The organism is Mycobacterium sp. Soil_C_30, assembly GCF_057656995.1.
On the sequence record NZ_JBDGJH010000002.1, the window covers coordinates 255,673 to 280,142 of the forward strand.

Below are 24,470 nucleotides of genomic sequence, written 5' to 3' on the forward strand. Positions count from 1 at the left end.
ATGCACCGCAAGACAGCGGTGGTCACCGGCGCCAGCAGGGGAGCGGGGCGGGGTATCGCCGCAGCGCTGGGAGCCGCGGGATGGCGCGTCTACGTGACCGGTCGCTCCGATGCGAAATCGGGCCGGCGTACCACCATCGAGGCCACCGCCGCCCAGGTGTCGGCGGCCGGCGGTGACGGTGTGCCGGTCCGTGTCGACCACGCCGACGACGAGTCGGTGGGACAGCTGTTCGCGCGGGTGGCCGAGGAGTCGGGTCGGCTGGATCTGTTGGTGAACAACGCCGCTGCCATCCACGAGGATCTGACCAACCCCGCACCCTTCTGGGAGAAACCGATCGGGTTGGCCGACGTGCTGGACGTCGGGTTGCGGTCCGGCTACGTCGCGTCCTGGCACGCGGCGCGGTTGATGGTGGGCCAGGACCGGGGCCTGATCGTGTTCACCTCGTCGCCCGGGTCGGTCTGCTATATGCATGGTCCTGCCTATGGTGCGCAGAAGGCCGGCGTGGACAAGTTGGCGGCTGACATGGCGGTGGATTTCCGCGGCACCGGTGTTGCGGTGGTGTCGATCTGGATGGGCATCCTGCTGACCGAGAAGCTGCGCCGGGCCTTCGAGGGAAATCCGCACGGCCTTGCCGAGTTCGCCGAGCACGCCGAAACTCCGGAGTTCACCGGGCATTTGGTGAATGCGCTCTACCACGATCCCGATCTCGCCGAGATCAGCGGCCAGACGTTGATCGGCGCCGAACTCGCGCAGCGCTACGGCATCACCGACGAGGACGGTCGCAGACCGGCTTCGCACCGGGAGATCCTCGGCTCGCCGAGGGTGCCGCACCCGGCCGTGGTGCGCTGATCCGGTTCACCGGAACCCGCTGAGGGCCGACCACTTTCACTATTTTCCGACCGGGCGGGGTTCGCTCACGTAAGAAAGTGACGTGCCCTCGACTTCGAATGACGCCGACCCGTGGTCACCGACGCGCCTGGACGCCCTGGGCGATTGGCTGCGCGCCGAGGGCATCGGTAACGACATCACGGATGTCGAACCGCTGACCGGCGGCACGCAGAACGTCGTGGTGCGCGTCCTGGTCGACGGGCGCACCCTGGTGTTGCGGCGGCCGCCGCTGCATCCGCGTCCCAACAGCGACCGCACGATGCAACGCGAGATCGCGGTGCTGACCACGCTGGCCGACAGTGGTGTCCCGCATCCCAGGTTCGTCCGGGCCTGTGAAGATCTCGATGTCCTCGGGGTGGTGTTCTACCTGATGGAGGATGTGGACGGCTTCAACCCGGGTACGGAGGTCACCGACGCATACATCCACGACGCGGGCATGCGGCATCAGGTGGGGCTCAACTACGCCGCCGACCTCGCGCGTCTGGGACAGGCCCGGTGGCGGGGGCTTCCGCTGCAACGGCTGCACAAGCCGGGGTCGTTCCTGGGCCGTCAGGTGCCGGGTTTCCTCAGCCTGCTCGACAGCTACCGCAAACTCGGTGGCTATTCTCCGGATTCGCTGCCCGAGGTCGGATCTCTGGCGCAGTGGTTGCAGGACAACCGGCCCCCCGATGCCGAACCCGGGATCATGCACGGCGACGCGCATCTGAACAATGTGCTGCTGCGGCGGGAGACACCGGAGGTGGCCGCCTTCGTCGACTGGGAGATGTGCACCGTCGGTGACCCCCTGTTGGATCTCGGCTGGATCCTGGTGTGCTGGCCCGACGACCCGGACCCCATCAATGCCGGGTCCGAACTCGCCGCGCTCGGGGGGCTGCCCAGCCGCGGCGAGATCATCGATGCGTACCGCGCCGCGGGCGGGCGCGCCACCGACCGGCTCGACTGGTACATCGCGCTGGCGTGCTTCAAGCTCGCGATCGTGATCGAGGGGACCTATGCGCGGTATCTGGCCGGGCTGGCCGACCGGGACGCAGGCGAACGCCTGCACGACAACGCGGCCAACCTGATCCAGCTCGGCCGCCGGGTGGCCGCCGGCGATCAGCCTTTCGTGTGAGGCGCGAAACCGGTTGCGGGACCACGCGAGCACCCGCTAGTGTCGCGTCCGTGCATCACATTCTCGTAGTAGCTCCCCGCAGCGGGGTCTGATCCAGACCGACCCCCCGCTGTGGGTCGGAAGCTACTACCTGTCGGTCGTCTCCCTCCGAGTCGAAAAGACCGACATGACCGCACACATCACCGCGAACACCGCCACCCCCGCACTCTGCCTCGACCTGTCCCGGGCCCCGCTGCCGCTCGGACTCCGTGAGCAGGCCGAGGACATGTCCTGGGACGGTTTCCTGGCCGCCTACGGGCACAGCGCGGGCCCGCTGGAGCTGAGCCACTGGGAGTGCACCGATCAGCGCGGCGTCTCCCGGTGGCTCGGGCCGCGTACGTACCAGGCGACCTTCACCATCGGGGGTCACACCAGCACGGCCAGCGCGTCGGCCCCGGGACCCATCGCCGCGATGACCGCCATGCTCCACGAGCGCGGCTTCGGCCTCGAAATGCTCAACTTCCACCAACGGCAGATGGGTCGCGACACCGTGACCTTCATCCGCGGGACCGACGGCGTGCACGACGAGTGGGCGATGGCGTGGGCCGAAGACGCCACCCAGTCGGCGCTGCGCGCGGTCATCGCGTGCGCCAACCGACTGGCGAACGGCTAAGCGACCACCGGGGTCGCGGCCCTCAGTAGATCGGCCGCAGGGTGACCGGCATGCCGTCCATCGGCACCGGCATGCCGCCGTAGTCCAATCGGGCCTTGTATCCGGGACGCGGCGGCTCGAGCCGGTAGCGGCGCAGCAGGCGGTGCATCACCGTCTTGATCTCCAGCTGGCCGAACACCATGCCGATGCACTTGTGCGCGCCACCGCCGAACGGCGCGAACGCGTAGCGGTGCTGCTTGTGCTCGTTGCGCGGCTCGGCGAAGCGGGCCGGATCGAACTTCTCCGGATCGGTCCACAGCTCGGGCAGATGGTGGTTGACCGACGGCCAGGTCACCACGTTGGTGTTGGCGGGAATGAAGTGGCCGAGCAGCTCGGTGTCCCGCACGGTCGACCGGACGTTGAACGGCAGCGGCGTCACCAGGCGCAGTGACTCGTTGATCACCAGATCGAGAGTTTCGAGCTTCTCCAGCGCCTCGATGTCGAGCGGCCCGTCGCCGAGGCGGTCACACTCTTCGCGGCAGCGGTCCTGCCAGTCCTGATTGGCGGCCAGGTGGTACGCCATGGTGGTCAGCGTGGACGTCGACGTATCGTGCGCCGCCATCATCAGGAAGATCATGTGGTTCACGATGTCCTGGTCGGTGAAGCGGTTGCCGTCCTCGTCCTCGGTGTGGCACAGCACCGTGAGCATGTCGGTGCCCTGGGCGCGGCGGCGTTCCTTGACCCGTTCCTCGAAATAATTGTCGAGGACCTTGCGGGCCTGCAGCCCGCGCCACCACTTGAACGGCGGCAGCCCGGTGCGGATGATGGCGCCGCCGGCGCGGGTGGTCATGGTGAACGCGTCGTTGACCTTGGTGACCAGTTCTTTGTCGCTGCCGGGCTCATGGCCCATGAACACCACCGACGCGATGTCGAGGGTCAGTTCCTTGACCGCCGGATAGAACAGGAAGCGGGGATCGTTCTCCACCCAGTCGTTGGCGATGACGTGCGAGGCCACCTTGTCGATGTGCTCGACGTAGCCGGACAGCCGGGTACGGGTGAAGGCTTCCTGCATGATGCGGCGATGGAACATGTGTTCCTCGAAATCGAGCATCATCAGCCCGCGGTTGAAGAACGGACCGATGACCGGATCCCAGCCCTTCTGGGAGAAGTCCTTGTTGCGGTTGGAGAACACCGCCTGCGTGGCGTCGGGGCCCAAAGCGACGACGCTGGGCAGCGCCGGTGAGTACGCGTAGTGCAGTGGGCCGAACTTCTTGTACACCTGCAACAGGTAGTCGGGACCACCACGGAAGGTCTCGATCATGTGCCCGAGGATCGGCACGCCCGAATCACCCATCACCGGTTTGAGCTCGCTGCCGGGAGGGGGCTCGGCCAGGACGAACTGCTTGAACTCGTGCTCACGAAGTCGCTTCTCGACGACTCCCAGACCGGGGAGGTTGTTCATGGTCGGCGTCAGCCGGCGTTTGGCCTGGTCGATCAGGTAGTCGGAAGTGTTGATCGTGGCGGGCATGGGCACTACTCCTCGAGAAGCTCCGTGCGGGCTGGTGACCGATCGACCATGTCGATGCGGTGTGGCGTGAGCCACTTATTCCATATTCACTGGCCTTCTTGACGCCTGTCAAGTTTCATTCGAGTGCAAGTGTGGTGCATGGTTAGAACGTGAGCGTTCCCCAGCAGTCCGACCCGGGCGATTCCGTCCCCCGCCGACGCGGCGACCGGCAGCGGCACGCCATCGTCAAGGCGGTGCGGGAACTGCTCGAGGAAACCCCGTTCGCCGACCTGTCGGTCAGCGCCATCAGCGACCGCGCCGGCGTCGCCCGGTCCGGCTTTTACTTCTACTTCGACTCCAAGTACTCCGTCCTGGCGCAGATCCTCGCCGAAGCCACTCAGGAACTCGAAGAACTGACCCATTTCTTCGCCGCCCGCGGAGAGGACGAGTCGCCGGCGGCATTCGCCAAGCGGATGGTCGGCAGTGCCGTCGTCGTCTTCTCGCACAACGACCCGGTGATGTCGGCCTGCAATATCGCCCGCAACGCCGATGCGGAGATCCGCAAGATCCTCGACGACCAGATCGACACGATCATCAATCAGATCGTCGCCAACATCTCGGCCGAAGTGGCCGCCGGGACGGCCCACCCCATCAGCGATGACCTGCCGATGCTGGTCCGCACCCTCGGCGCCACCACCGCGTGGATGCTCTCCGGCGACTCGACGTTCATCGGCCCGGAGGGGGACCTGCAACGCGGGGTCGCAGTGCTCGAGCAGCTGTGGCTGCACGGTTTCTGGGGCGGCGCTGCGGCCTGAGCCCGCGTCGCGTCGGTAGGGTCGCGCCTATGGCTGAGCTCGGCGATTTCGCGAACAAGCGTTGTTTTCTCACCGGGGCGGCCAGTGGTATCGGCCGCGCCACTGCGCTGCGGCTGGCCCGCGACGGCGCTGAGCTGTTCCTGACCGACCGCGACGCCGAGGGACTGGAACTGACCGTCGCCGACGCCCGGGCACTGGGTGCGCAGGTCCGCGCGTACCGCGCGCTCGACATCTCCGACTACGACGCCGTGGCTCAGTTCGCCACCGATATCCACGCTGCCCACCCCCCGATGGACCTGGTGTTCAACATCGCCGGAGTCTCGGCCTGGGGGACTGTGGACCGACTCAGCCACCAGCAGTGGCGGTCGATGATCGACATCAACCTGATGGGCCCGATCCACGTCATCGAGACTTTCGTGCCGCCGATGGTCGCCGCCCGTCGGGGCGGTCACCTGGTGAACGTGTCCTCGGCCGCGGGACTGGTGGCGTTGCCGTGGCACGCCGCCTACAGCGCGAGCAAGTACGGTCTGCGCGGGCTGTCCGAGGTGTTGCGATTCGATCTGGCCAAGTACCGGATCGGGGTCTCGGTGGTGGTGCCCGGCGCGGTGAAGACCCCGCTGGTGAAATCGGTCGAGATCGCCGGTGTGGACCGCGATCACCCCAAGGTGGCGCCGTGGGTGGATCGGTTCTCCGGGCACGCGGTCTCACCCGAACATGTCGCCGAGCGGATCCTGACCGGAGTCAGGAAGAACCGTTTCCTGGTCTACACCTCACCCGATATCCGGGCGCTGTACATGTTCAAACGTGTTGCCTGGTGGCCGTACAGCGTGGCGATGCGCCAAGTGAATGCGGTGTTCACCCGCGTACTCAAGCCGGCGACCGCCCCGCCGCTCACCGCGAACCCCAATCCCACGGCGGAGCGGTGAGTTGCGTCTGCCCGACGATCCGGGTCTCACCGCAGTCCTTGAAGAACTCGATGCGTCCCGTTTCCTGCTCGCCTTCGTCGAGAAAATCGATCATCGACCGCGAGTGTGTGACGACCAGAACCTGAGTGACCCTGGCCGCCGAACGGATGAGGGTGGCCAGGGGACGAACGAGGTCGGGATGTAGTGATGTCTCCGGCTCGTTGAGCACCATCAGCGACGGCGGACTGGGGCTCAGCAGTGCAGCGGCCCAGAGCAGGAAACGCAGTGTGCCGTCCGACAACTCAGCGGCGCGCAGCGGACGCAGCATTCCGGGTTGGTGCACGGCGAGATCGAAGAGCCCTTCGGTGGCCGTCACCGAGACCCCGGCGCCGTTGAACGCCTCGGCGAACGTGGCGTGCAGTTCGTCCGAATTGGATCCCGACCCCGCCTCGATGATGGTCTGGATGGCCGCGGCCAGATCGCTGCCGTCGTCAGCGAGCACCGGGGTCCGGGTGCCCACTTGCGGGTGGCGCGCCGGCGCAGCGGCATCGACACGAAAACCATCGTAGAAACGCCAGGACCGCAACCGATCTCGCACCGTGGACAGCTCCGGTAGCTCACCGGGGTGCGCGAACTCCGCTAGAACGCTGCGATAGGTGGGTAGGCCGCGGGTCAGTTGGTCGAAGCCGCGCCCGGATTCCGAACGTGCCTCGGCCAGGGGACCACCACGGCGCACCAGCGTCGAATTCGGGCGCGGTGCCGGGCCCACGAACACCGACTCCCGCTTGATCTCCGGATCCCGGGCGAAAGCCGACTGGATACCCGCCATCTGGGGCAGGCCCAGGTCGACGAGGTAGCCGAAATCATCTGCGGCGAAGCCCATTTCGAGTGAGATCGACCGGGTTCGGGTGGTGCCTTCGGTGCGTCCGGTGCGACGCGCGCCCTTCGTCTGCTCGGGGCCCGCCCACAGCGCCGACTGCAGTCCACCCTCCCTGGCCAGCGAGCCGATGACCTCTCCGCGACCGCAGTCGGCCAGCAGCCGCAGGGCGCGGTACAACGACGATTTACCGGTGCCGTTGGCGCCGGTCACGACGGTGAGCTGCTGCAGAGGCAGAGCGACGTCCCGTAGGGATCGGTAGCCCCGGACGGCGACGGTGTGCAACATGACTGCCACGGTAACCATCACCGGTGACAGAAGGAGTGCACCAGACGTGTCAGCGCACTGCGGAAGGCTGGGGTTCAGGCATGACGAGCTCGAGGCGCACGCCCAGGAGCCGGACCGGGCGGTCCAGCTCGAACAGGTGCAGAAGATCCAAAGCCGTTGCGGTGATGAGCTCCTGATCGACGCTCGGTGAGGGAAGTTTGCGGATCTTGGTGCGGGTGTAGAAGGTGCTGGTCCGTACGGTGACGGCGACCCGGCTCACCACTCGGCGCTGCTCGATGATCTCCGCCAGCGTCTCGCACGCCAACCGGCATACCGCGGCGTCGATCTCGGATCGCTCGGTGAGGTCGACGGGGAAGGTGGTGACATGACTGCGGGACCTGGGCACCCACGGTTCGGCCCGTACGTCGTCGTCGCCTCCTCCCTTGGCCAGCAACAGGATCCACAGTCCGGTGGTGGGACCGAACGTCGACGTGACCACGGTGGAATCGGTTGCCGCGAGGTCCGCGACCGTGGTGATGCCCAAAGTGGCAAGCTTTTTCGCGGTCTTCGGTCCGACGCCCCACAGTGCGTCCACCGGTCGGTCACCCATCACCGACATCCAGTTGTCGTCGGTGAGGATGAAGACACCGGCCGGCTTGCCGAAACCGGTCGCGACCTTGGCCCGCTGCTTGTTGTCGCTGATACCCACCGAGCAGGACAGTCCGGTTTCAGCGGCGATGACCGCACGGATCTGGTCGGCGAGTGCCACCGGGTCGTCGACGTCGGCGCCGACGTAGGCCTCGTCCCATCCCCAGACCTCGACCGGATGCCCGAGGTCACGCAACAGGCCCATCACCTGCTCGGAGGCGGTGTCGTAGGCCTCGGGATCCGATGGCAGAAACGTGGCCTCCGGGCAGCGCCGAGCCGCGGTGCGCAGCGGCATCCCGGCGTGTACGCCGAATTCGCGGGCCTCGTAGGACGCGCAGGTGACCACCTTGCGCGGTTCCGTGGGGTCCCCGCTGCCGCCGACGATGACGGGAAGGCCTGCCAGTTCGGGGCGGCGACGTAATTCGACCGAGGCCAGGAACTGGTCGAGATCGACGTGCAGCACCCAGCGCGGCTTCATCGTGTCAGCGCCCGCACAACTTCCGCGCCAGGCTTTCCCATCTGTCGCCGAGTTCGTCGAGGGTCAGACGGCGGTCGGCGAGTTGATGTTGCACGTAGTCGGCCTGCAGCAGCGCCAACAGGGCGTCGGTCTGGGCATCGAGGTCCCCCGTGGTGCCCGCCTCGTCCAGCAGCACCCGGACGTGGCGGTGCAGCACCATCGCCGGAGCGTTGAAGCGGCTTTCCGGGTCGCGGCCGATATCGGCGAGCAGCGCGTGATGGTCGTGGGTGAACTGAAGGCGCGCGCGTCCGAACGCGATCAACCGGTCCAGCGGCGGTGCGCCGGGCCCGAGCGGGGGAGGACCGAACAGGAAGGCTTGTTGACTGGCCTTCTCGTCCTCGTCCAGCAGCACCATCATCAGGCCGGCCCGGCTGCCGAAGCGTCGGAAGACCGTGCCCTTGCCCACGCCTGCGGCGGTGGCGATATCGTCCATCGTGACGCTTTCGGCGCCGTGCTCGGCGATGAGCCGACGCGCCGCCTCGAGTAGCAGCAGGCGATTACGTGCCGCGTCGCCGCGTTCCTGCGGTGCGTCCGTGACCGGCAGGGCGCCGGGGAACTCCACAGTGCTCATGACTGCACTGTAACGCAGCCGGAATTATTCGGACCTCAGTCCGGTTACACTGGGCAACTCTCGCGGAATCGAAAGGAAGTCACGGCTGTGTCAGAGATCAAGTCCGATGTCGTCAATGTCCTGGTGCTGGTAGGCAGCCTGCGGGCGCAGTCGGTGAACCGCCAGTTGGCCGAGATCGCGGTCGCCAACGCCCCTGAGGGTGTCCGGCTGAACCTTTTCGACCGGCTGGGGGAGTTGCCGTACTACAACGAGGACATCGACGTCGACCCCGTGCCCGAGCCGGTGCAGGCGCTGCGTGATGCGGCCGCGCAAGCGGACGCCACCCTGATCGTCACCCCGGAATACAACGGCAGCATCCCGGGAGTGCTGAAAAACGCCATCGACTGGATCTCCCGGCCCTACGGCCAGGGCGCGCTCAAGGACAAGCCGGCCGCGGTGATCGGGGCGGCGCTCGGACAGTACGGCGGCGTGTGGGCGCACAACGAGACGCGCAAGTCCATCGGGGTCGCGGGGCTCCGGGTGGTGGAGTCGATCGAGTTCTCCCTGCCGACGTCCAGCCTGGACGGGAAGCACCCTCAGGACAGTGCTGAGGTGGTCGGGAAACTGCGCGACATCGTGGGAAAGCTGGTCGCCGAGGTCGGCTGACGCGGTTTCGCGACACGAAGCCGTCGACGGGTCGGATATGACCTGTCGACGGCTTTGCTGTGTTATAGGGCGACGCGGCGCCGAGGCGGTTCTGTCGGTGGGCACTGGTAGTAGTAGGGCGGAGGGCGCCGCGACGGTGAGTTGTGATCTGCAACACGCCGCCCGACGCGCCGCCAAAGTGCTTACGACCAGGGAATTTCATGAATGTTGTTCAGAACATGTGGTATCTCTTCGGAATGTCGGCCACTAGGTGTAGTGTCTGACGAGCCGACAGACCCCAACCTCTAGAGGCAGCCGAAGGTCAGAGTTCCGATCGATCCATGACGGAGAAATCAGAACGAAACTCCCGGCGGACAACTGGAATTTCGGGGCGCAGCGGTCTGCTGAACAGTAGTGAGCCTCGTCCGAGTCAGGTCAATAACCGTTTCGCTGAGCCGAAGAGGGAGTCGAACGAAACATGAGCGTCACCGTCTACACCAAGCCCGCATGTGTGCAGTGCAACGCCACCTACAAGGCTCTGGACAAGCAAGGCGTCGACTACACCGTCATCGACATCACCCTGGACTCGGACGCCCGTGACTACGTGATGGCGCTGGGCTACCTGCAGGCGCCGGTCGTCGTGGCCGGAAACGAGCACTGGTCGGGCTTCCGGCCGGACCGGATCAAGGCGCTCGGCGTCACCGCCGCGGCCACGGCCTGACGACCACGAAGGACAGATCGACCGGAGAGGGGAGCGAGATGGCGGACGTGCCCGCACCCAACCTCGTCTACTTCTCCAGCGTGTCCGAGAACACCCACCGCTTCGTCCAGAAGCTCGACCTTCCCTCGATCCGGATCCCGCTGCGTGACCGGATTCAGGTCGACCACCCGTATGTGCTGGTCGTGCCCACCTATGGGGGTGGGCACGCCAACGGTCCCGATCCCGACGCCGGGGGCTACGTGCCCAAGCAGGTGATCGCCTTCTTGAACAATGAACACAACCGATCGTTGATCCGCGGCGTGATCGCCGCGGGCAACACGAACTTCGGGGCCGAATTCGGCTACGCGGGCAATGTGGTCTCGCGCAAGTGCGGCGTGCCCTTTTTGTACAGATTCGAACTGATGGGGACGACGGATGACGTCTTCGCGGTTCGCGCCGGACTAGCCGATTTTTGGAAGGAACAGACGTGCCACCAACCGTCACAGCTGCAGAACCAGTAACCACCGGCGTGCACGCCCTTCCAGGCGAGACGGATTATCACGCGCTCAACGCGATGCTCAACCTGTACGACAAGGACGGCAAGATCCAGTTCGACAAGGATCGCGAAGCCGCCAATCAGTACTTCCTGCAGCACGTCAACCAGAACACGGTCTTCTTCCACAATCAGGACGAGAAGCTCGACTACCTGGTCCAGAAGGAGTACTACGAGCGCGAGGTCCTCGATCAGTACTCCCGTAACTTCGTCAAGACGCTGCTGGACCGGGCCTACGCCAAGAAGTTCCGGTTCCCCACCTTCCTCGGCGCGTTCAAGTACTACACCAGCTACACACTCAAGACTTTCGACGGCAAGCGCTACCTCGAGCGCTTCGAAGACCGCGTGGTGATGGTGGCGCTCACGCTGGCTGCCGGTGACACCACCTTGGCCGAGAAGCTCGTCGACGAGATCATCGACGGCCGCTTCCAGCCGGCCACCCCGACGTTCCTCAACTCGGGCAAGAAGCAGCGCGGTGAGCCGGTCAGCTGCTTCCTGCTGCGCATCGAGGACAACATGGAGTCCATCGGGCGCTCCATCAACTCAGCGCTGCAGCTGTCCAAGCGCGGCGGCGGAGTTGCCTTGCTGCTCACCAACATCCGTGAGCACGGCGCGCCCATCAAGAACATCGAGAACCAGAGTTCGGGTGTCATCCCGATCATGAAGCTGCTCGAGGACTCGTTCTCGTATGCCAACCAGCTCGGCGCCCGCCAGGGAGCCGGCGCGGTGTACCTGCACGCCCACCACCCCGACATCTACCGATTCCTCGACACCAAGCGCGAGAACGCCGACGAGAAGATCCGGATCAAGACGCTCTCGCTGGGCGTGGTGATCCCGGACATCACCTTCGAGCTGGCGAAGAAGAACGAGGACATGTACCTCTTCTCGCCGTACGACGTCGAGAGAGTCTACGGCGTGCCGTTCGCCGATATCTCGGTCACCGAGAAGTACTACGAGATGGTCGACGACGCCCGCATCCGCAAGACCAAGATCAAGGCGCGGGAGTTCTTCCAGACCCTGGCCGAGCTGCAGTTCGAGTCCGGTTACCCGTACATCATGTACGAGGACACCGTGAACCGGGCCAACCCCATCGCTGGCAAGATCACGCACTCGAACCTGTGCTCGGAGATCCTGCAGGTGTCCACTCCGTCGGAGTTCAACGACGACCTGTCCTATTCCAAAGTGGGCAAGGACATCTCGTGCAACCTCGGTTCGCTCAACATCGCCAAGGCCATGGACTCGCCGGACTTCGCGCAGACCATCGAGGTGGCCATCCGGGCGCTCACCGCGGTCAGCGACCAGACCTCCATCACCTCGGTGCCCTCGATCGAGCAGGGCAACAACGAGTCGCACGCCATCGGGCTGGGGCAGATGAACCTGCACGGCTACCTGGCCCGCGAGCGGATCCACTACGGCTCCGAAGAGGGTGTGGACTTCACCAACATCTACTTCTACACCGTGCTCTACCACGCACTGCGGGCGTCGAATCGCATTGCGCTGGAACGCGGTAAGGCGTTCGGTGGGTTCAAGGAGTCGAAGTACGCCTCCGGTGAGTTCTTCGACAAGTACACCGACCGGGTGTGGGAGCCGGCCACCGAGCGGGTGCGCCAATTGTTCGCCGACGCCGGCATCCGCATCCCCACGCAGGACGACTGGAAGCGGTTGAAGGAGTCGGTGCAGACTCACGGCATCTACAACCAGAACCTGCAGGCGGTGCCGCCCACCGGTTCGATCTCCTACATCAACCACTCCACGTCCTCGATCCACCCGGTGGCGTCCAAGATCGAGATCCGCAAGGAAGGCAAGATCGGCCGCGTCTACTACCCGGCGCCCTACCTGACCAACGACAACCTGGAGTACTACCAGGACGCGTACGAGATCGGCTACGAGAAGATCATCGACACCTACGCCGCGGCCACCCAGCACGTGGACCAGGGCCTGAGCCTGACGCTGTTCTTCAAGGACACCGCCAACACCCGCGACGTGAACAAGGCTCAGATCTACGCCTGGCGCAAGGGCATCAAGACGCTGTACTACATCCGGCTGCGTCAGATGGCCCTGGAGGGTACCGAGGTCGAGGGTTGCGTCAGCTGCATGCTGTGACGGTCAATTGAGTTGCAGGCCAGGCGGATTCGCCTGGCCTGCTTCTATTTGCACTTGGCTCTGCGTTGGGACGCGGCGTTCCGCTCAATTCCGTCTGCATGCAGGCGCAGTCGGTGCGCGACCTCGCCGAGCCAGTGTCGGTGAGGCACCGGGTCGGGGCAGTAGTAACAACCGGCGGTGTGCAGGAGGAAATGATCCAGTTCCGGCTCCGGCCGGCTCGCGCGTAGATCGTCGATTTCGTCGGCCAGCGTTCTCAGTTGCTCGGCATTGGGATCGTCGTCGACGTACATGTCGACGACGCCTTGCCAATCGTCCGCTTCGAGATCCCAGTCCTGGTGGAAGTAGGCGCCGAAGAACTGGCCCAGATCCCAGGAGATCGAGTCATCGGTCATGGTCGTGGTCGGTAACTGTTCTTGCTGTTGAAGTGAATTTCTGCGCCACGTTGACGTGAATCCTAGTGGCCGGTGCGCGCCAACCCGGGTGTGCGTGATGATGAACTGATGTCGACGTTGGTTGTGGCGGTCCTCGTCACTGTACTGGTCGTCGGGATCGTCGTCGCGATGTTCGCCCTGATCTACGTCTGGGAGAAGTGGGGGAGAGGCTCCCGGGTGGAGCGGTGCGTCGATCGGTTCTTTGATCGCCTCAGCGACATGTTCGACCGGTAGGGCCAGCGGTCAAGGCACGACGAGGCAGAACGTACGAGGTGGCTGGCGGTAGGCCAACACCTCGGCGTCGGCGTCGCAGGCTGCGTCCTCGGCGCTGCTCTCGACGCGGCTGGCGACCTTGACGTTCGCGCTGGGGTCAGTGCAGTCCACCGGAACCGCTTGCGGGCAATGGCGTGGCAGCCTTCCTCACTCAAGTTGAGGACGAAGCACTGCGTGCGAGAGTCGCTGGCGAGCACCGGATACAGGCCGCCCTCCCGATTGCCGTCAGGGCAGGTCGCTGTCGAGTCGCCTCGAGCCGCAAGTTGCAGCGTGGCATCCGAGCGGCTGCAGTCGACGGGTTCGACATCCATGCCCGTCGCGGTAGGCGTCGGCGGTGATACATCGCCCGACTACGAGATTGCTCCCCGCCGCTCAATGGAAGCGGCGTGTTGGCGGAGTCGGTCTGCTATCTGGCTCAGCCACTCGTGATAAGTCGTCAGCGGTTGAGGGTTGTACGCGGAGTGTGCCTGGCGTGACACAAGATATTCGAGCGTGTGCTCATCGCTGCAGTCAAGTAATTCATCGATCTCGAGGGCAAGGGCGGTGAGCCTCGCCGCCTCTTTTCCCTTCGCGAAACTGTCGACGACGCCCTCCCACTCTTCAGCAACAATGTCCCAGTCCTGGTGAAAGTTGCCTCCGAAGAACTGCCGTATTGTCTCCGAGACTGCGCCCTTGGTCATGGTTCCATGTATCCCGTCAATATGTACCAGTTACCGGTTCCGTCGCCCTTCAGGACGACAAGGGTAGAGGACCCGGTGGTCGTCTCCGCCGCATCCCTTACGAGTACCGATCCGCCGTTGAATGGCGCCTCCAACACCAACGTGTCCTCAGCGTTATTGGCAACCCAATTATCGATGGCTGTCCGATTGTGCTGGAGCGTAGTGCTGACCGCGGCCGCCGCTTCCTCCTGACTCACGAATGTCGAGGCAGCCTCCATACGGGGACGTGACTCCAAGCGCGCGGCGAGATCATCGAAGGTGCGGCCAACGTGCCTCTCCATGAGATGCCCGCCGGACGCCTCGCTGGCGGTGAGCAGTGCAGCGGTGTCCTCAATGCCATAAGAACCCACGGATCCGATGTCGTCGGCTGCACCGTCCGGGACATCCGGCAGGTCAGGGCTGCTCGGCACATCATCGGCACCGACGTGAGGTGTTGGAACGTCGGTGGGAATGTCGTCGGCATGACGACCAACCACGCCAAGAGCGTCGAGGCCGTGCTCCACTCCCTCGGTGACCAGCTTGCCGCCCGGGATCGGAACAGACCCGGCGATGTCGAGCAGGGCTCCGGCTTGTTCGGCCCCTGATTGCTCGCCCCAGTTGGTCAGCACGTCAGCGGTTTCCACGTAATCCGGGATGATGCCGAAGCTGCCCTCACTGAGTGCGCGACTCGCTTCCGCCAGTTTCGACGGCTCCGGCGGGAGCCGCTGGACGTCGGCGTTGGGCAAGGGCGGTGGAACTTCGACGCCTCGACCGCCGGATTCGGTCACGGCGAAGTTCAGGTCTTCGAGGATCTGTCGCTGGTCGGTGAGCTCGCGGCGCGCGTCGAACAGCTTCTGGGTCAGCAAATCCGTGGCGTTGCGGTTGGGGCCTGCCCCCGCGCCTGCTGTGTAGTTCTCGGCGGCGGCATTGTTGAGTGCCGCCTCTGCGGCCTTCACGTTCTGCTCAGCGGCGTGAACCTTGGCGAGTTGCCGATTGACAGCGGAGGGGTCAGTGGCCGCAATGGGTCCCGCCAACGGCGCCTGGGTGTAGGGGGTGCCGTCTTCGGATTTACCGGTGAGCTCCCCGACTAGGCGGTCCGTGGCATCGGGCGGCACCGGCACGGGTTGTCCGGCGACGTCGGTCAGCGCGTCGTCGAGGTTCTCGGGTTGACCGGGATCAGTGGTGGTACTGCCGGCGAGAATCTCACGGGGTGTCCCAGCCGCGCCCTCGGCCGTCTGGCGAGCCTCCGGCGGAATCAGCATGTCTTCGAGACTCGTGGGCGCATCCGGGTTTTCGGCGTCGGGCGGGTTCGTCCCGGCCGGTGCTTGAGCCGGTGTCTCCCCGCTGGCCATGTCGATGGCGTTGGCCAAGGCCATGTCGACCAGGTTTGCCTCGCCGAGCAGTGTGTCGACCCGCGGTTGCAGCTGTTGCTGCTTGAGTAACAGTTCCATCGGGTCGCCGTTGAAATCCGGGCCGGCGACCACTCGACCTGATACCGGGTCGATCTCCATACCGAGAGCGGCGGCGTCGGCCTTGAGGGTCGCCAAATCGGACTTGATGCGCTCGATCTCGTCTGCCGCCGCGCGGGCAGCAATGGCTACAGCGAGGGCTTCCGCACCGTGAGCCTCCAGATCGGCCCGGGTCTTGGCGATGGCCTCTTTGGCCGCCTCGGCCGCCTCGCCGCCCCAGCTGGCAAAGGCAGGCAACTCGGCGATGCCGTCAGCCGCGTCCTGTACGGCTTGTGCACGGCTGGTGGCGGCGTGAAAAACCTCCCGGACATCTCCCGCATCCCACCGTTCGATGTCGGCGATGGTGAGCGTCACGATCGCGGGGTTCTACATCTGGGTCGCGATGGAATCAGCCTGTCGCCCTGGTGCTTCGAGAGCCTCGGCGTGGCGTTCCTCCATGGCGCAGAACTCCTGGGCACAGGTGTGCAGGCCTTGGGCGTGTGCGCTGAGCTGGGTCAGTAGGCTCGTCGTCGTGCTCGACCAGGCCGCCATCCGCAACGTCAGCGATGCCGCCGAATGTCCCTGCCAACCACCATGAGCGGTTTCGATCCGGGCATCAGCAGTGCAGTGCTTCATGGCCACGTCTTCGCCGTGACTGGTCACTTTCACACCCGAGGCCGCCAGATCCTCGATGTTCACCTCTAGAGCCACTGCCATCCCCTCCTCTGCAGACATGCTTAGCAGCAAAGTTCAGGAGGCGGTAGTCACCTCTCGCGGGCCTTATCGGCGTGCAGTGCCTTCACGCGTCTTTCTTCACGCAGCACATTCTGGTAGCTCTCGCGTTCGGCAACCAGCCAGTCCGGCTTCTCCTCGAGCAACTGATTGATCTGCTCGGTGGTCAGGGCCTCGGTGACACCGCCGCGGCCGAGACCGGCGATCGAGATACCCAGCTTGGCCGCCACCAGGTTCTTCGGGTGCGGCCCGCTCTTGCGAAGATCCTTGAGCCACTGCGGCGGATCCTCCTGCAAGGCGGCGAGTTCAGCGCGGGTGATCACGTTCTCCTGGAACTCCGCAGGCGTGGCCGGCAGATACACGTCCAGCTTCTTGGCCGCCGTGGCGGGTTTCATGGACTGTGAGTCGGGCCTGCTCATGGGACAAGCGTATCGGTAGCCTGAAGCGGTGACATCGGCCTCGCTCACCCTCGGCTACGTCCCAGGTGGGACGCCCGCCAAGTGGGCCAGGATCTGGTCGGAGCGCCACCCCGGTTCACCCCTGGAGTTGCACGCGCTGACGGCCGCGGAGGCGGCCGACGCCGTGCGGACCGGCGCCGTCGACGTGGCGCTCCTCCGGCCACCCGCCGACATCTCCGGGCTCGCAATCATTCCGCTGTACGAGGAGACGACGGTGGCTGTGGTGCCCACCGACCACCTCTTGACCGCCGTCGACGAGATCTCTGCCGCCGATCTCGACGGCGAGCCGAGGCTGCTGCCGTGTGACGACGTGGTCAACTGGCCGCAGGCACCCGGAACGCCGGTTGAGCATCGGCCCGAAACCACCGGCGACGCAATCGAACTGGTGGCCGCCGGGTTGGGCGCGCTCGTCGTTCCCCAGTCGTTGGCTCGGCTGTATCACCGGAAGGACCTGACCTACCGTCCCATTGCCGATGCACCCACCTGCCCCGTCGCGCTAGCCGTCCCCGCCGGTCCGCAGTCGGAACTGGTCGAGGAGTTCATCGGCATCGTGCGGGGCCGCAAGGCCGGCTCATCGCGGGCCCAGGCCGAGCCGGCACCCAAGCGCACCGCCCGGGAGAAGACGCTGGCCAAGCAGGCCGCCCGGGCCGCCGCAGGCAAGGTGGCCCGCAAACCCGGCCAGGCCAAGCGCGGTCGACGCTAGCTGATCAACTCGGACCAGAACTCGACGACACCCGGCTGACGGTCGCCGTCGTCAGAGCCGAGGTAGTCGGTCAACGTGGCGCCCACGACGGTGACATCGGTGCGGATCACCGACAACACGGGTCGGCCGCTCGTACCGCGTCCGGCCGGTAGGTAGTGGTGCCCGTGCACCGGGACCAGCCGCGGCGCCCGCGCCAGGTGGTAATTGGCGCTGCGCAGAGCATCTTTCATGCGCGCAGGCCGCGGGCCCCAGCCGTCATGCCAGAAGTCGTCCCATTCCACCGCGTACAGGATTCCGTCGACCGGCAGCTGCATCTGCTTCTGCAGGCCGCGGACGCCGCCACGCCAATTGGGCCATCCGGAACCCGTCGGCAACTGTGCCGCCAGGAATGCCCGGTGATCGTCGGCGAACTCGAAACCCAACGCCTCTTCGACGCGCAGGAATTCGGCGTCGGTCAGGCCCGGTTCGCTCACAAGGTGACGGTGCCGTCGTCGTTGACGGTCCACTGCGGGTTGTGCGCGATCTCCCATACGTGGCCGTCGAGGTCGGCGAAGTAACCCGAATACCCGCCCCACTCCGTGCGTTCAGCGGGTTTGAGGATGGTGGCCCCGGCTGCCCGGGCCTCAGCGAAGACCTGGTCGACGTCGGCCTGACTGCGTTGGTTGACCGCAATGGTGATGCCGCTGAAGCTCCCGTCGACGGGGTGGCGGGCGTCGGCCGCCAAGTCGGAGCGTCCGAACAATCCGAGGGCAATCCCGGGCAGTTGATAGAACGCGACCTCGTCGTGGACGGCGGCGGGCGTCCAACCCAGGCCCTGCTCGAAGAACGCGCGGGAGCGGGCGAGATCGTCGACTCCGAGCGTGATGAGGCTGACGCGCTGCTCCATGGCAACCACCCTATTCGCCCTGGCCGGGCAGATAGCTCCCGATGGACCACTGCCTGCCCTCGGGGTCCAGCAGTTCGGTGCGGAAGTTGCCCCAGGCTGTTGTCGCGGGCGCGATGAGAACTGTTGTGCCGCAGTCGGTTGCGCGTTGATGAATGGCCGTCACCTCGTCGGCGTCAACAACGATGTACAGCCCGGAGCCCACGCAGTCGCCCTTGACGGCGGGCACGTCGTAACTGCGGTCGTCGTGCTGGATGCACACCACAGCGTCACCGTGGCGCAGCTCGGCGTGCACCAGCTGACCGTCATAGCGGAACTCACTAACCACCGCGAAGCCCAGCACGTCGCCGATCCAGCCCGCCATGGCGTCGGGATCGCGGTAGCAGATGAACGCCGTCAACTGTGCTGTCGCCATGGCTCTGGTCTACCGCTGAGCTCTGACATATATGTGCCCAGTGACGGCTACACGGCGTGTCGCGTCAGAATTCACACATATGTCCCGCGATGGCCGGGCCCGCATAGCGACATATATGTGCCCAGTGACGGCCACGCGGCGTGTCGCGTCCTAACCGACACATATGTGACCGGGGAAGGGAGGCTGCGGTGCGGGCAGACCGCGAAAAACCACAACCGCCGAGTGCGGACGGAAGTCCACACCCGGCGGCGGCGCCGACGATGCGGCGGGGTGGTCCTACTTCTTGATGGTGTGCTGCGGCCCCTGGGCCTTCTTGTAGAGCGCCTTGAGCATCCGGTCACGGAACGCGGCGTTGTCGATCAGCTTGATACCGGCGTTCGCCAGCTTGGGCTGACCGATCAGCTTGTGCATGTAACGGCCCCGCTTGTACTCCCGGCCCCACGCGGCCTCCATGCGCTGCGCGTAGTTGGTGAAGTCGTCGGGTCCGCCGTTCTCCAGTGCCGCGATGGCGCACTCACCGGCGGCCAGGCCGGATTCCAGGGCCTTGGAGATACCCGCGCCGGACGCCGGCTTGCCTGCGCCCAGCGAGTCGCCGGTGAACAGCACACCCGGACGCCACGGCGGCCACGCCGTGAAGCCCATCGGCAATCGCCAGGCGCGCACACTCTTGTTCTTCTTCAGCTCCTCGATGGCCGGGAGGTCCCAGTCGCGGGGCAGGGTGCGCAGGAACTCGCCGAGGAACTGGGTGGCGTTGATCGCCTGCCAGTTCTTGTAGCTGTTGACGTAGCCCAGCCCGATGTTGAAGATGCCGTTGCCCATCGGGAACACCCAGCCGTACCCGGGCAGCTGATCGCCCTGGAACTGCAGCTTCAGGTAGATGTCGAGGCTGTCGGAGTCGACGCGGTTGGCCGGCATCTCCGAGCGGATCGCGATGGCCGAGTAGCCGTTGTACTCCGAGTCGATCTTCAGGGCGCGTTTGATGGGGGAGTAGGCGCCGTCGGCGGCGATCACCGCGTCGCCGTAGACCTTCTCGCCGTTCTTGAGCGTCACACCGATGACGCGGCCGTTCTCGTTGAGCTCAGGACCGGTGACTTCGGCACCCTGGCGCACCTCGGCGCCGGCGGACTCGGCGTGCTTGAGCAGCACGGTGTCCAGGTGCTCGCGGCTGACGGTGTGTCCGTGGTCGGGCATGCCGGGGCGCTTGGGGAACGACAGTTCCCATGCGCTGGGGCTGAACACTGTCACCCGGTTGACCCGGTGGTAGGTGGCGACCTCGTCGGCCAGGCCCATTTTCTGCAGGTAGCTGACTGCGCGGGCGGTCAGCCCGTCGCCGCACGGTTTGGCCCGCGGGAATTCCGCTTTGTCCAACACCAGCACCTTGGCGCCGGTCTGGGCGGCCTGCCAGGCGGCAGCCGAACCTGAGGGGCCCCCGCCGGCTATGACCAGGTCATATCGCTGCGTCACTCGTGCCTCTCGTTCGAAAGATTCAGGGCGTCGGGTGGTGATGGTAGTCCACAAAGCTAGGTACGCACCTGTTGCAACAACCGCTTCGCCCGCTGTGACTGTGATAACACCCGCCCTGACCTGCGGGTGGGTAGCGGTATGCCCAGGTCAGCACCCGTCGAGCGGTACAGTGCTCAGGTGCGCAGAGGTCCGAAGATCCGACCCGGCGGGGAAACCGCCGCGGTCAAGGTGGACGCGCGCAGCGAACGCTGGCGTGAACACCGCAAGAAGGTGCGCTCGGAGATCGTCGACGCGGCGTTCCGGGCCATCGACAAGCTCGGGCCCGAAGTGAGTCTGCGCGAGATCGCCGAAGAGGCCGGCACTGCCAAGCCCAAGATCTACCGGCACTTCACGGACAAGTCCGATCTGTTCCAAGCCATCGGCGAACGCATGCGCGACATGCTGTGGGCCGGCATCTTCCCGGTCATCAACATCGCCACCGATCCCGCCCGCGAGGTCATCCGGCGCAGCGTCGAGCAGTACGTGTATCTGGTCGACGAGCATCCCAACGTCGTCCGCTTCCTGGTGCAGGGGTTCCCGGAACAGTCCGAGTCGACCATGCGGGCGCTCAACGAGGGCCGCGAGATCACACTGGCGATCGCGGAGATGTTCAACAACGAGCTCCGTGAGATGGAGCTCGACCGCGCGGCCATCGAGCTCGCCGCCTACACCACATTCGGTTCGGCCACGTCGGCCACGGACTGGTGGCTGGGGCCTGATTCGGACAGCCCGCGCCGGATGGAACGGGACAAGTTCATCGAATACCTGACCACCATCATGGTCGGGGCCATCAACGGCACCACTGCGCTGCTGGGTATCCGCATCGACCCCGATCTGCCGATCGGTAAAGCGGTGCCCCGCACCCACGTCGGCGGCTGAATCAACCGGACGGGCGCATCCGCTTACGTCGCTACCCTGGAGGGGTGACCCGGCGATTGCGTGCCGACGCCGCACTCAACCGCGACCGCATCGTCGATGCGGCCACCGAACTCTTCGCCGCCCGGGGCATCGCAGTGCCGCTCGACGAAGTGGCCCGCAAGGCCGGTGTCGGTGTCGCAACGCTGTATCGCCGCTTTCCCACCCGTGCCGACCTGGCGGCCGCGACCTTCGAGCGCAACCTCTCCCGCTACACGGAGGCCGTCGACCGGGCCCTCGACGACTCCGAGCCGTGGCAGGGCTTCCGGGCGCTGGTCTACGAACTGTGCCAACTACAGGCCAGTGATGCAGGCCTGCGCGAACTGCTCACCATGTCGTTTCCCGCCAGCAGCATCATCGAGAAACGCGCCGGCGACGCACTGGCCAAATTGGGCACGCTGATCGAGCGTGCACAACAGGCCGGAGCCCTGCGCCGCGATGTCGTCGCCGGCGATGTGGTGGTGATGCTGCTGGCCAACGCGGGAGTGGTCTCGGCGACGGCGAATTCCGGCTCCGCCCAGGGGGCTGAGCCGTGGCGTCGATTCGCGGCGTTGATCATCAACGCGTTTGCCGTTCACCCGGCCGAACCGCTTCCGCCGGCGGCGCCTGAACAGCAGTTGCGGCGTTCGATCGTAATGCTCGCCGAGTAGGGTGAGCGACGCAGTTTTACCCAGTACCGTGGGTCCCATGATCTCCGAGAAGGTTCCCCGTTTTCGCGCCCTGATCATCGGCACCGGGTTCTCCGGCTTGGGGATGGCGATCGCCCTGCAGAAACAGGGCGCCGATTTCCTCATCCTGGAGAAAGCCGACGACATCGGCGGCACCTGGCGGGACAACGTGTATCCCGGGTGTGCGTGCGATGTGCCGTCGCATCTGTATTCGTTCTCCTTCGAACCCAAACCCGACTGGTCCCGGATGTTCTCGCCGCAGCCGGAGATCCTGGAGTACCTGCGGGGAGTCACCGACAAGTACGGCCTGCGCCGCCACATCCGGTTCGGCGCCCGGGTGGAGCGGGCGCACTGGGACGACGACGAACACCGTTGGCATGTCTTCACCGACAACGGTGAGGAGTTCGTCGCACAGTTCCTGATCTCCGGTGCCGGTGCGCTGCACATACCGTCGATTCCCGAGATCGAGGGGCTGGACACATTCGCCGGCTCGGCGTTCCACTCCGCGCAGTGGGATCCGGGCATCGATCTGACCGGCAAGCGGGTCGCGGTGATCGGCACCGGCGCCAGCGCCATCCAGATCGTGCCCGAGGTGGTCGGGCAGGTGGCGCACCTCCAGCTCTACCAACGCACCCCGCCCTGGGTGTTCCCGCGTCCCAACGCCCACATCTCACCCCGGCTGCAGCAGGTGTTCGCCCGCGTGCCCGGGGTGCGCGCGGCATTGCGCGCCGGCATCTACTGGTTCCTCGAAGGCACCGCGTTCGGCTTGACCCGGCGACCGGGCTTGCTGCGCGTCTACGAGGCCATGGGGAAGTGGAACATCCGCCGTGCCATCTCGGATCGCGCTCTGCGGGCGAAACTGACTCCCGACTACCGGGCCGGATGCAAACGGATCCTGTACTCCACCAACTACTACCAATCGCTGGCCCGGCCCAACGCCGAGGTCATCACCGACCGGATCACGCGGATCACCCCCGGTGGCGTGGTGACCGCCGACGGCACCGAGCGTGCTGCGGACGTCATCATCTTCGCGACGGGCTTCCACGTCACCGATTCCTACACCTACGTCGACATCAAGGGACCCGGCGGGGAAGACCTGGTCGACCGGTGGAACGCCGAAGGAGTGGTGGCCCATCGCGGCATCACAGTGGCCGGTATGCCCAACCTGTTCTTCCTGCTCGGCCCGAACACCGGTCTGGGCCACACCTCGGTGGTGTTCATGATCGAATCGCAGATCCGCTACGTCGCGCAGGCCATCGCGGCGGTCGACAGAGCCGGGGCCGACGCGCTGACACCGACACGGGAGGCGCAGAACCGATTCAACGACAAGCTGCAGGAGGACCTGTCGCACTCGGTGTGGAACACCGGCGGTTGCCGTAGCTGGTATCTCGACGAGCACGGCAACAACCGCACGTTGTGGGGCGGGTTCACCTGGCAGTACTGGGCGGCGACGCGCACGCTGGACCTCGACGAGTACCGGCTCATCGGGCCTTCCCGGCGTGTCGAACGCGTGTCGGCGCCGGCCTGAGAAAACTCGTGACGACACAACGTCTTGTGTTGCGGCCTGTTGTCTCACCCCAGTTGTAGTGTTGCGGGCACAAGCGGCGATTCGCCGTCACGGTGTTGCAGAAGGGGTTTCCGGTGTCTGATGGAATCAAGCTGATCGACCGCGTTTCGGCCATCAACTGGAATCGTCTGCACGATGACAAAGACGGCGAAGTGTGGGACAGGCTGACCGGCAACTTCTGGTTGCCGGAGAAGGTCCCGGTGTCCAACGACATCCCGTCGTGGGGCACGCTCAACGACCACGAGAAGCAGCTCACCATGCGGGTGTTCACCGGCCTGACGCTGCTCGACACCATCCAGGGCACCGTCGGTGCGGTCAGCCTGATCCCCGACGCGCTCACCCCGCACGAGGAAGCGGTGTACACCAACATTGCGTTCATGGAATCGGTGCACGCCAAGAGCTACAGCAACATCTTCTCCACGCTGTGCTCCACCGCCGAGATCGACGAGGCGTTCCGCTGGTCGGAAGAAAACCCGAACCTGCAGCGCAAGGCCGAGATCGTCATGCAGTACTACAAAGGTGACGAGCCGCTCAAGCGCAAAGTGGCCTCGACGCTGCTGGAGAGCTTCCTGTTCTACTCGGGCTTCTACCTGCCGATGTACTGGTCCAGCCGCGCCAAGCTCACCAACACCGCCGACATGATCCGGCTGATCATCCGCGACGAGGCCGTGCACGGCTACTACATCGGCTACAAGTTCCAGCGCGGCCTGGCACAGGTCGACGAGGCCAAGCGCACCGAGCTCAAGGACTACACCTACGAGCTGCTGTTCGAGCTGTACGACAACGAGGTGGAATACACCCAGGATCTCTACGACGGTGTGGGGCTCACCGAGGACGTCAAGAAGTTCCTGCGCTACAACGCCAACAAGGCGCTGATGAATCTGGGCTACGAGGCGCTGTTCCCGAAGGACGAGACCGACGTCAACCCGGCCATTCTGTCGGCGCTGAGCCCCAACGCCGACGAGAACCACGACTTCTTCTCCGGCTCGGGCTCCAGCTACGTCATCGGCAAGGCCGTCAACACCGAAGACGAGGACTGGGACTTCTAGATCGTCGACC

General features: G+C 65.5%; 29 protein-coding genes and 1 pseudogene. 15 read left to right on the plus strand and 15 right to left on the minus strand.

All coding sequences use genetic code 11. The features are described from left to right. The 3 genes from AC3A6P_RS04140 (at position 1) to AC3A6P_RS04150 (ending at position 2,651) form a co-directional block, all read left to right on the plus strand. Entirely contained in the window at positions 1 to 849 is an 849-nt protein-coding gene (locus AC3A6P_RS04140) for an SDR family NAD(P)-dependent oxidoreductase (RefSeq protein WP_487688736.1), read from the plus strand. 82 nt (positions 850 to 931) lie between these two features. Then, on the plus strand, positions 932 to 1,999 hold the full coding sequence (locus AC3A6P_RS04145) for a phosphotransferase family protein (protein WP_487688738.1): 1,068 nt from the start codon (positions 932 to 934) through the stop codon (positions 1,997 to 1,999). 166 nt (positions 2,000 to 2,165) lie between these two features. After that, positions 2,166 to 2,651 carry a homocitrate synthase gene (locus tag AC3A6P_RS04150; protein ID WP_487688741.1) on the plus strand — a complete coding sequence of 162 codons (486 nt, stop codon included), beginning with the start codon at positions 2,166 to 2,168 and terminating at the stop codon, positions 2,649 to 2,651. A gap of 22 nt (positions 2,652 to 2,673) precedes the next feature. Here the strand turns inward: AC3A6P_RS04150 and AC3A6P_RS04155 are convergent, their stop codons facing one another. Then, positions 2,674 to 4,158 carry a cytochrome P450 gene (locus AC3A6P_RS04155; protein ID WP_487688744.1) on the minus strand — a complete coding sequence of 495 codons (1,485 nt, stop codon included), beginning with the start codon at positions 4,156 to 4,158 and terminating at the stop codon, positions 2,674 to 2,676. A gap of 149 nt (positions 4,159 to 4,307) precedes the next feature. Here AC3A6P_RS04155 and AC3A6P_RS04160 point away from each other — a divergent pair, with 149 nt between their 5' ends. Both AC3A6P_RS04160 and AC3A6P_RS04165 read left to right on the plus strand, forming a co-directional pair. Beyond that, positions 4,308 to 4,952, plus strand: coding sequence for a TetR/AcrR family transcriptional regulator (locus tag AC3A6P_RS04160; protein WP_487688748.1), 645 nt, complete (start codon positions 4,308 to 4,310; stop codon positions 4,950 to 4,952). Positions 4,953 to 4,981: 29 nt separating this feature from the next. After that, positions 4,982 to 5,878, plus strand: a complete 897-nt coding sequence (locus AC3A6P_RS04165) for an SDR family oxidoreductase (RefSeq protein ID WP_487688751.1) — start codon at positions 4,982 to 4,984, stop codon at positions 5,876 to 5,878. Here the strand turns inward: AC3A6P_RS04165 and AC3A6P_RS04170 are convergent. From AC3A6P_RS04170 to AC3A6P_RS04180, 3 genes are read right to left on the minus strand one after another with little or no spacing between them, the layout of a single operon-like run. Then, positions 5,844 to 7,022 (minus strand): AAA family ATPase, encoded by a 1,179-nt coding sequence (locus AC3A6P_RS04170; RefSeq protein ID WP_487688754.1) that lies wholly within the window; start codon positions 7,020 to 7,022, stop codon positions 5,844 to 5,846. The two genes, AC3A6P_RS04165 and AC3A6P_RS04170, sit on opposite strands and share 35 nt — an antisense overlap. Before the next feature lie 49 nt (positions 7,023 to 7,071). Beyond that, on the minus strand, positions 7,072 to 8,127 hold the full coding sequence (locus AC3A6P_RS04175; RefSeq protein ID WP_487688756.1) for a DNA polymerase IV: 1,056 nt from the start codon (positions 8,125 to 8,127) through the stop codon (positions 7,072 to 7,074). A gap of 4 nt (positions 8,128 to 8,131) precedes the next feature. Further along, on the minus strand, positions 8,132 to 8,737 hold the full coding sequence (locus AC3A6P_RS04180) for a TetR/AcrR family transcriptional regulator (protein ID WP_487688758.1): 606 nt from the start codon (positions 8,735 to 8,737) through the stop codon (positions 8,132 to 8,134). Positions 8,738 to 8,824: 87 nt separating this feature from the next. Between AC3A6P_RS04180 and AC3A6P_RS04185 the strand changes: the two genes are divergently transcribed. The 4 genes from AC3A6P_RS04185 to nrdE all read left to right on the plus strand — a co-directional run bounded on the left by AC3A6P_RS04185 (position 8,825) and on the right by nrdE (position 12,717). Next, positions 8,825 to 9,382: an NADPH-dependent FMN reductase gene (locus tag AC3A6P_RS04185; RefSeq protein ID WP_487688760.1), complete on the plus strand. Its 558-nt coding sequence runs from the start codon at positions 8,825 to 8,827 to the stop codon at positions 9,380 to 9,382. Between the two features lie 457 nt (positions 9,383 to 9,839). Then, positions 9,840 to 10,082 (plus strand): redoxin NrdH, encoded by a 243-nt coding sequence (locus tag AC3A6P_RS04190; RefSeq protein ID WP_487688763.1) that lies wholly within the window; start codon positions 9,840 to 9,842, stop codon positions 10,080 to 10,082. Positions 10,083 to 10,120: 38 nt separating this feature from the next. After that, a complete protein-coding gene (gene nrdI, locus AC3A6P_RS04195; RefSeq protein WP_487688766.1) occupies positions 10,121 to 10,582 on the plus strand; it encodes a class Ib ribonucleoside-diphosphate reductase assembly flavoprotein NrdI in 462 nt (153 codons plus the stop codon). Then, positions 10,549 to 12,717: a class 1b ribonucleoside-diphosphate reductase subunit alpha gene (gene nrdE / locus AC3A6P_RS04200; RefSeq protein WP_487688768.1), complete on the plus strand. Its 2,169-nt coding sequence runs from the start codon at positions 10,549 to 10,551 to the stop codon at positions 12,715 to 12,717. The genes nrdI and nrdE overlap by 34 nt, the downstream gene beginning before the upstream one ends. A gap of 44 nt (positions 12,718 to 12,761) precedes the next feature. Here nrdE and AC3A6P_RS04205 read toward each other — a convergent pair whose 3' ends face one another. After that, entirely contained in the window at positions 12,762 to 13,109 is a 348-nt protein-coding gene (locus AC3A6P_RS04205; RefSeq protein WP_487688771.1) for a contact-dependent growth inhibition system immunity protein, read from the minus strand. 108 nt (positions 13,110 to 13,217) lie between these two features. On the opposite strand from AC3A6P_RS04205, the gene AC3A6P_RS04210 reads away from it, so the two are divergent. Then, the gene (locus AC3A6P_RS04210) at positions 13,218 to 13,382 is read left to right on the plus strand and encodes a hypothetical protein (protein WP_487688774.1); all 165 of its coding nucleotides are present in this window, start codon (positions 13,218 to 13,220) and stop codon (positions 13,380 to 13,382) included. 9 nt (positions 13,383 to 13,391) lie between these two features. Here AC3A6P_RS04210 and AC3A6P_RS04215 read toward each other — a convergent pair whose 3' ends face one another. From AC3A6P_RS04215 to AC3A6P_RS04240, 6 genes and pseudogenes are all read right to left on the minus strand, one after another. Further along, entirely contained in the window at positions 13,392 to 13,562 is a 171-nt protein-coding gene (locus tag AC3A6P_RS04215; protein WP_487689378.1) for an LppU/SCO3897 family protein, read from the minus strand. A gap of 35 nt (positions 13,563 to 13,597) precedes the next feature. Beyond that, a pseudogene (locus AC3A6P_RS04220) lies at positions 13,598 to 13,732 on the minus strand (LppU/SCO3897 family protein); the annotation flags it as partial. 39 nt (positions 13,733 to 13,771) lie between these two features. Continuing rightward, positions 13,772 to 14,101 carry a contact-dependent growth inhibition system immunity protein gene (locus AC3A6P_RS04225; RefSeq protein WP_487688777.1) on the minus strand — a complete coding sequence of 110 codons (330 nt, stop codon included), beginning with the start codon at positions 14,099 to 14,101 and terminating at the stop codon, positions 13,772 to 13,774. Continuing rightward, positions 14,098 to 15,942 (minus strand): RNase A-like domain-containing protein, encoded by a 1,845-nt coding sequence (locus AC3A6P_RS04230; RefSeq protein WP_487688779.1) that lies wholly within the window; start codon positions 15,940 to 15,942, stop codon positions 14,098 to 14,100. Before AC3A6P_RS04230 ends, AC3A6P_RS04225 begins: the two co-directional genes overlap by 4 nt. 12 nt (positions 15,943 to 15,954) lie before the next feature. Then, positions 15,955 to 16,302: a WXG100 family type VII secretion target gene (locus AC3A6P_RS04235; RefSeq protein WP_487688781.1), complete on the minus strand. Its 348-nt coding sequence runs from the start codon at positions 16,300 to 16,302 to the stop codon at positions 15,955 to 15,957. A 29-nt stretch (positions 16,303 to 16,331) separates the two neighbouring features. Beyond that, the gene (locus tag AC3A6P_RS04240; protein ID WP_487688784.1) at positions 16,332 to 16,718 is read right to left on the minus strand and encodes a DUF5997 family protein; all 387 of its coding nucleotides are present in this window, start codon (positions 16,716 to 16,718) and stop codon (positions 16,332 to 16,334) included. A gap of 28 nt (positions 16,719 to 16,746) precedes the next feature. Between AC3A6P_RS04240 and AC3A6P_RS04245 the strand changes: the two genes are divergently transcribed. Continuing rightward, positions 16,747 to 17,460 carry a LysR family substrate-binding domain-containing protein gene (locus AC3A6P_RS04245; protein ID WP_487688786.1) on the plus strand — a complete coding sequence of 238 codons (714 nt, stop codon included), beginning with the start codon at positions 16,747 to 16,749 and terminating at the stop codon, positions 17,458 to 17,460. Here the strand turns inward: AC3A6P_RS04245 and AC3A6P_RS04250 are convergent. The 4 genes from AC3A6P_RS04250 to AC3A6P_RS04265 form a co-directional block, all read right to left on the minus strand. Continuing rightward, positions 17,457 to 17,933 carry an SMI1/KNR4 family protein gene (locus AC3A6P_RS04250; RefSeq protein WP_487688789.1) on the minus strand — a complete coding sequence of 159 codons (477 nt, stop codon included), beginning with the start codon at positions 17,931 to 17,933 and terminating at the stop codon, positions 17,457 to 17,459. The genes AC3A6P_RS04245 and AC3A6P_RS04250 overlap by 4 nt on opposite strands. Next, positions 17,930 to 18,346 carry a VOC family protein gene (locus AC3A6P_RS04255; RefSeq protein WP_487688791.1) on the minus strand — a complete coding sequence of 139 codons (417 nt, stop codon included), beginning with the start codon at positions 18,344 to 18,346 and terminating at the stop codon, positions 17,930 to 17,932. The genes AC3A6P_RS04250 and AC3A6P_RS04255 overlap by 4 nt, the downstream gene beginning before the upstream one ends. 10 nt (positions 18,347 to 18,356) lie before the next feature. Continuing rightward, a complete protein-coding gene (locus AC3A6P_RS04260; RefSeq protein WP_487688793.1) occupies positions 18,357 to 18,758 on the minus strand; it encodes a VOC family protein in 402 nt (133 codons plus the stop codon). 276 nt (positions 18,759 to 19,034) lie between these two features. Then, positions 19,035 to 20,222 (minus strand): NAD(P)/FAD-dependent oxidoreductase, encoded by a 1,188-nt coding sequence (locus AC3A6P_RS04265; RefSeq protein ID WP_487688796.1) that lies wholly within the window; start codon positions 20,220 to 20,222, stop codon positions 19,035 to 19,037. A 177-nt stretch (positions 20,223 to 20,399) separates the two neighbouring features. Between AC3A6P_RS04265 and AC3A6P_RS04270 the strand changes: the two genes are divergently transcribed. The 4 genes from AC3A6P_RS04270 (at position 20,400) to nrdF (ending at position 24,460) form a co-directional block, all read left to right on the plus strand. Continuing rightward, the gene (locus tag AC3A6P_RS04270) at positions 20,400 to 21,140 is read left to right on the plus strand and encodes a TetR/AcrR family transcriptional regulator (protein ID WP_487688799.1); all 741 of its coding nucleotides are present in this window, start codon (positions 20,400 to 20,402) and stop codon (positions 21,138 to 21,140) included. Between the two features lie 44 nt (positions 21,141 to 21,184). Then, complete coding sequence (locus tag AC3A6P_RS04275; protein ID WP_487688802.1) at positions 21,185 to 21,826, plus strand: TetR/AcrR family transcriptional regulator; 642 nt, start codon at positions 21,185 to 21,187, stop codon at positions 21,824 to 21,826. 1 nt (position 21,827) lies between these two features. Then, complete coding sequence (locus AC3A6P_RS04280) at positions 21,828 to 23,372, plus strand: flavin-containing monooxygenase (RefSeq protein WP_487688805.1); 1,545 nt, start codon at positions 21,828 to 21,830, stop codon at positions 23,370 to 23,372. A gap of 125 nt (positions 23,373 to 23,497) precedes the next feature. Next, a complete protein-coding gene (nrdF, locus tag AC3A6P_RS04285; RefSeq protein WP_487689380.1) occupies positions 23,498 to 24,460 on the plus strand; it encodes a class 1b ribonucleoside-diphosphate reductase subunit beta in 963 nt (320 codons plus the stop codon). The last annotated feature ends 10 nt before the right edge of the window (positions 24,461 to 24,470 follow it).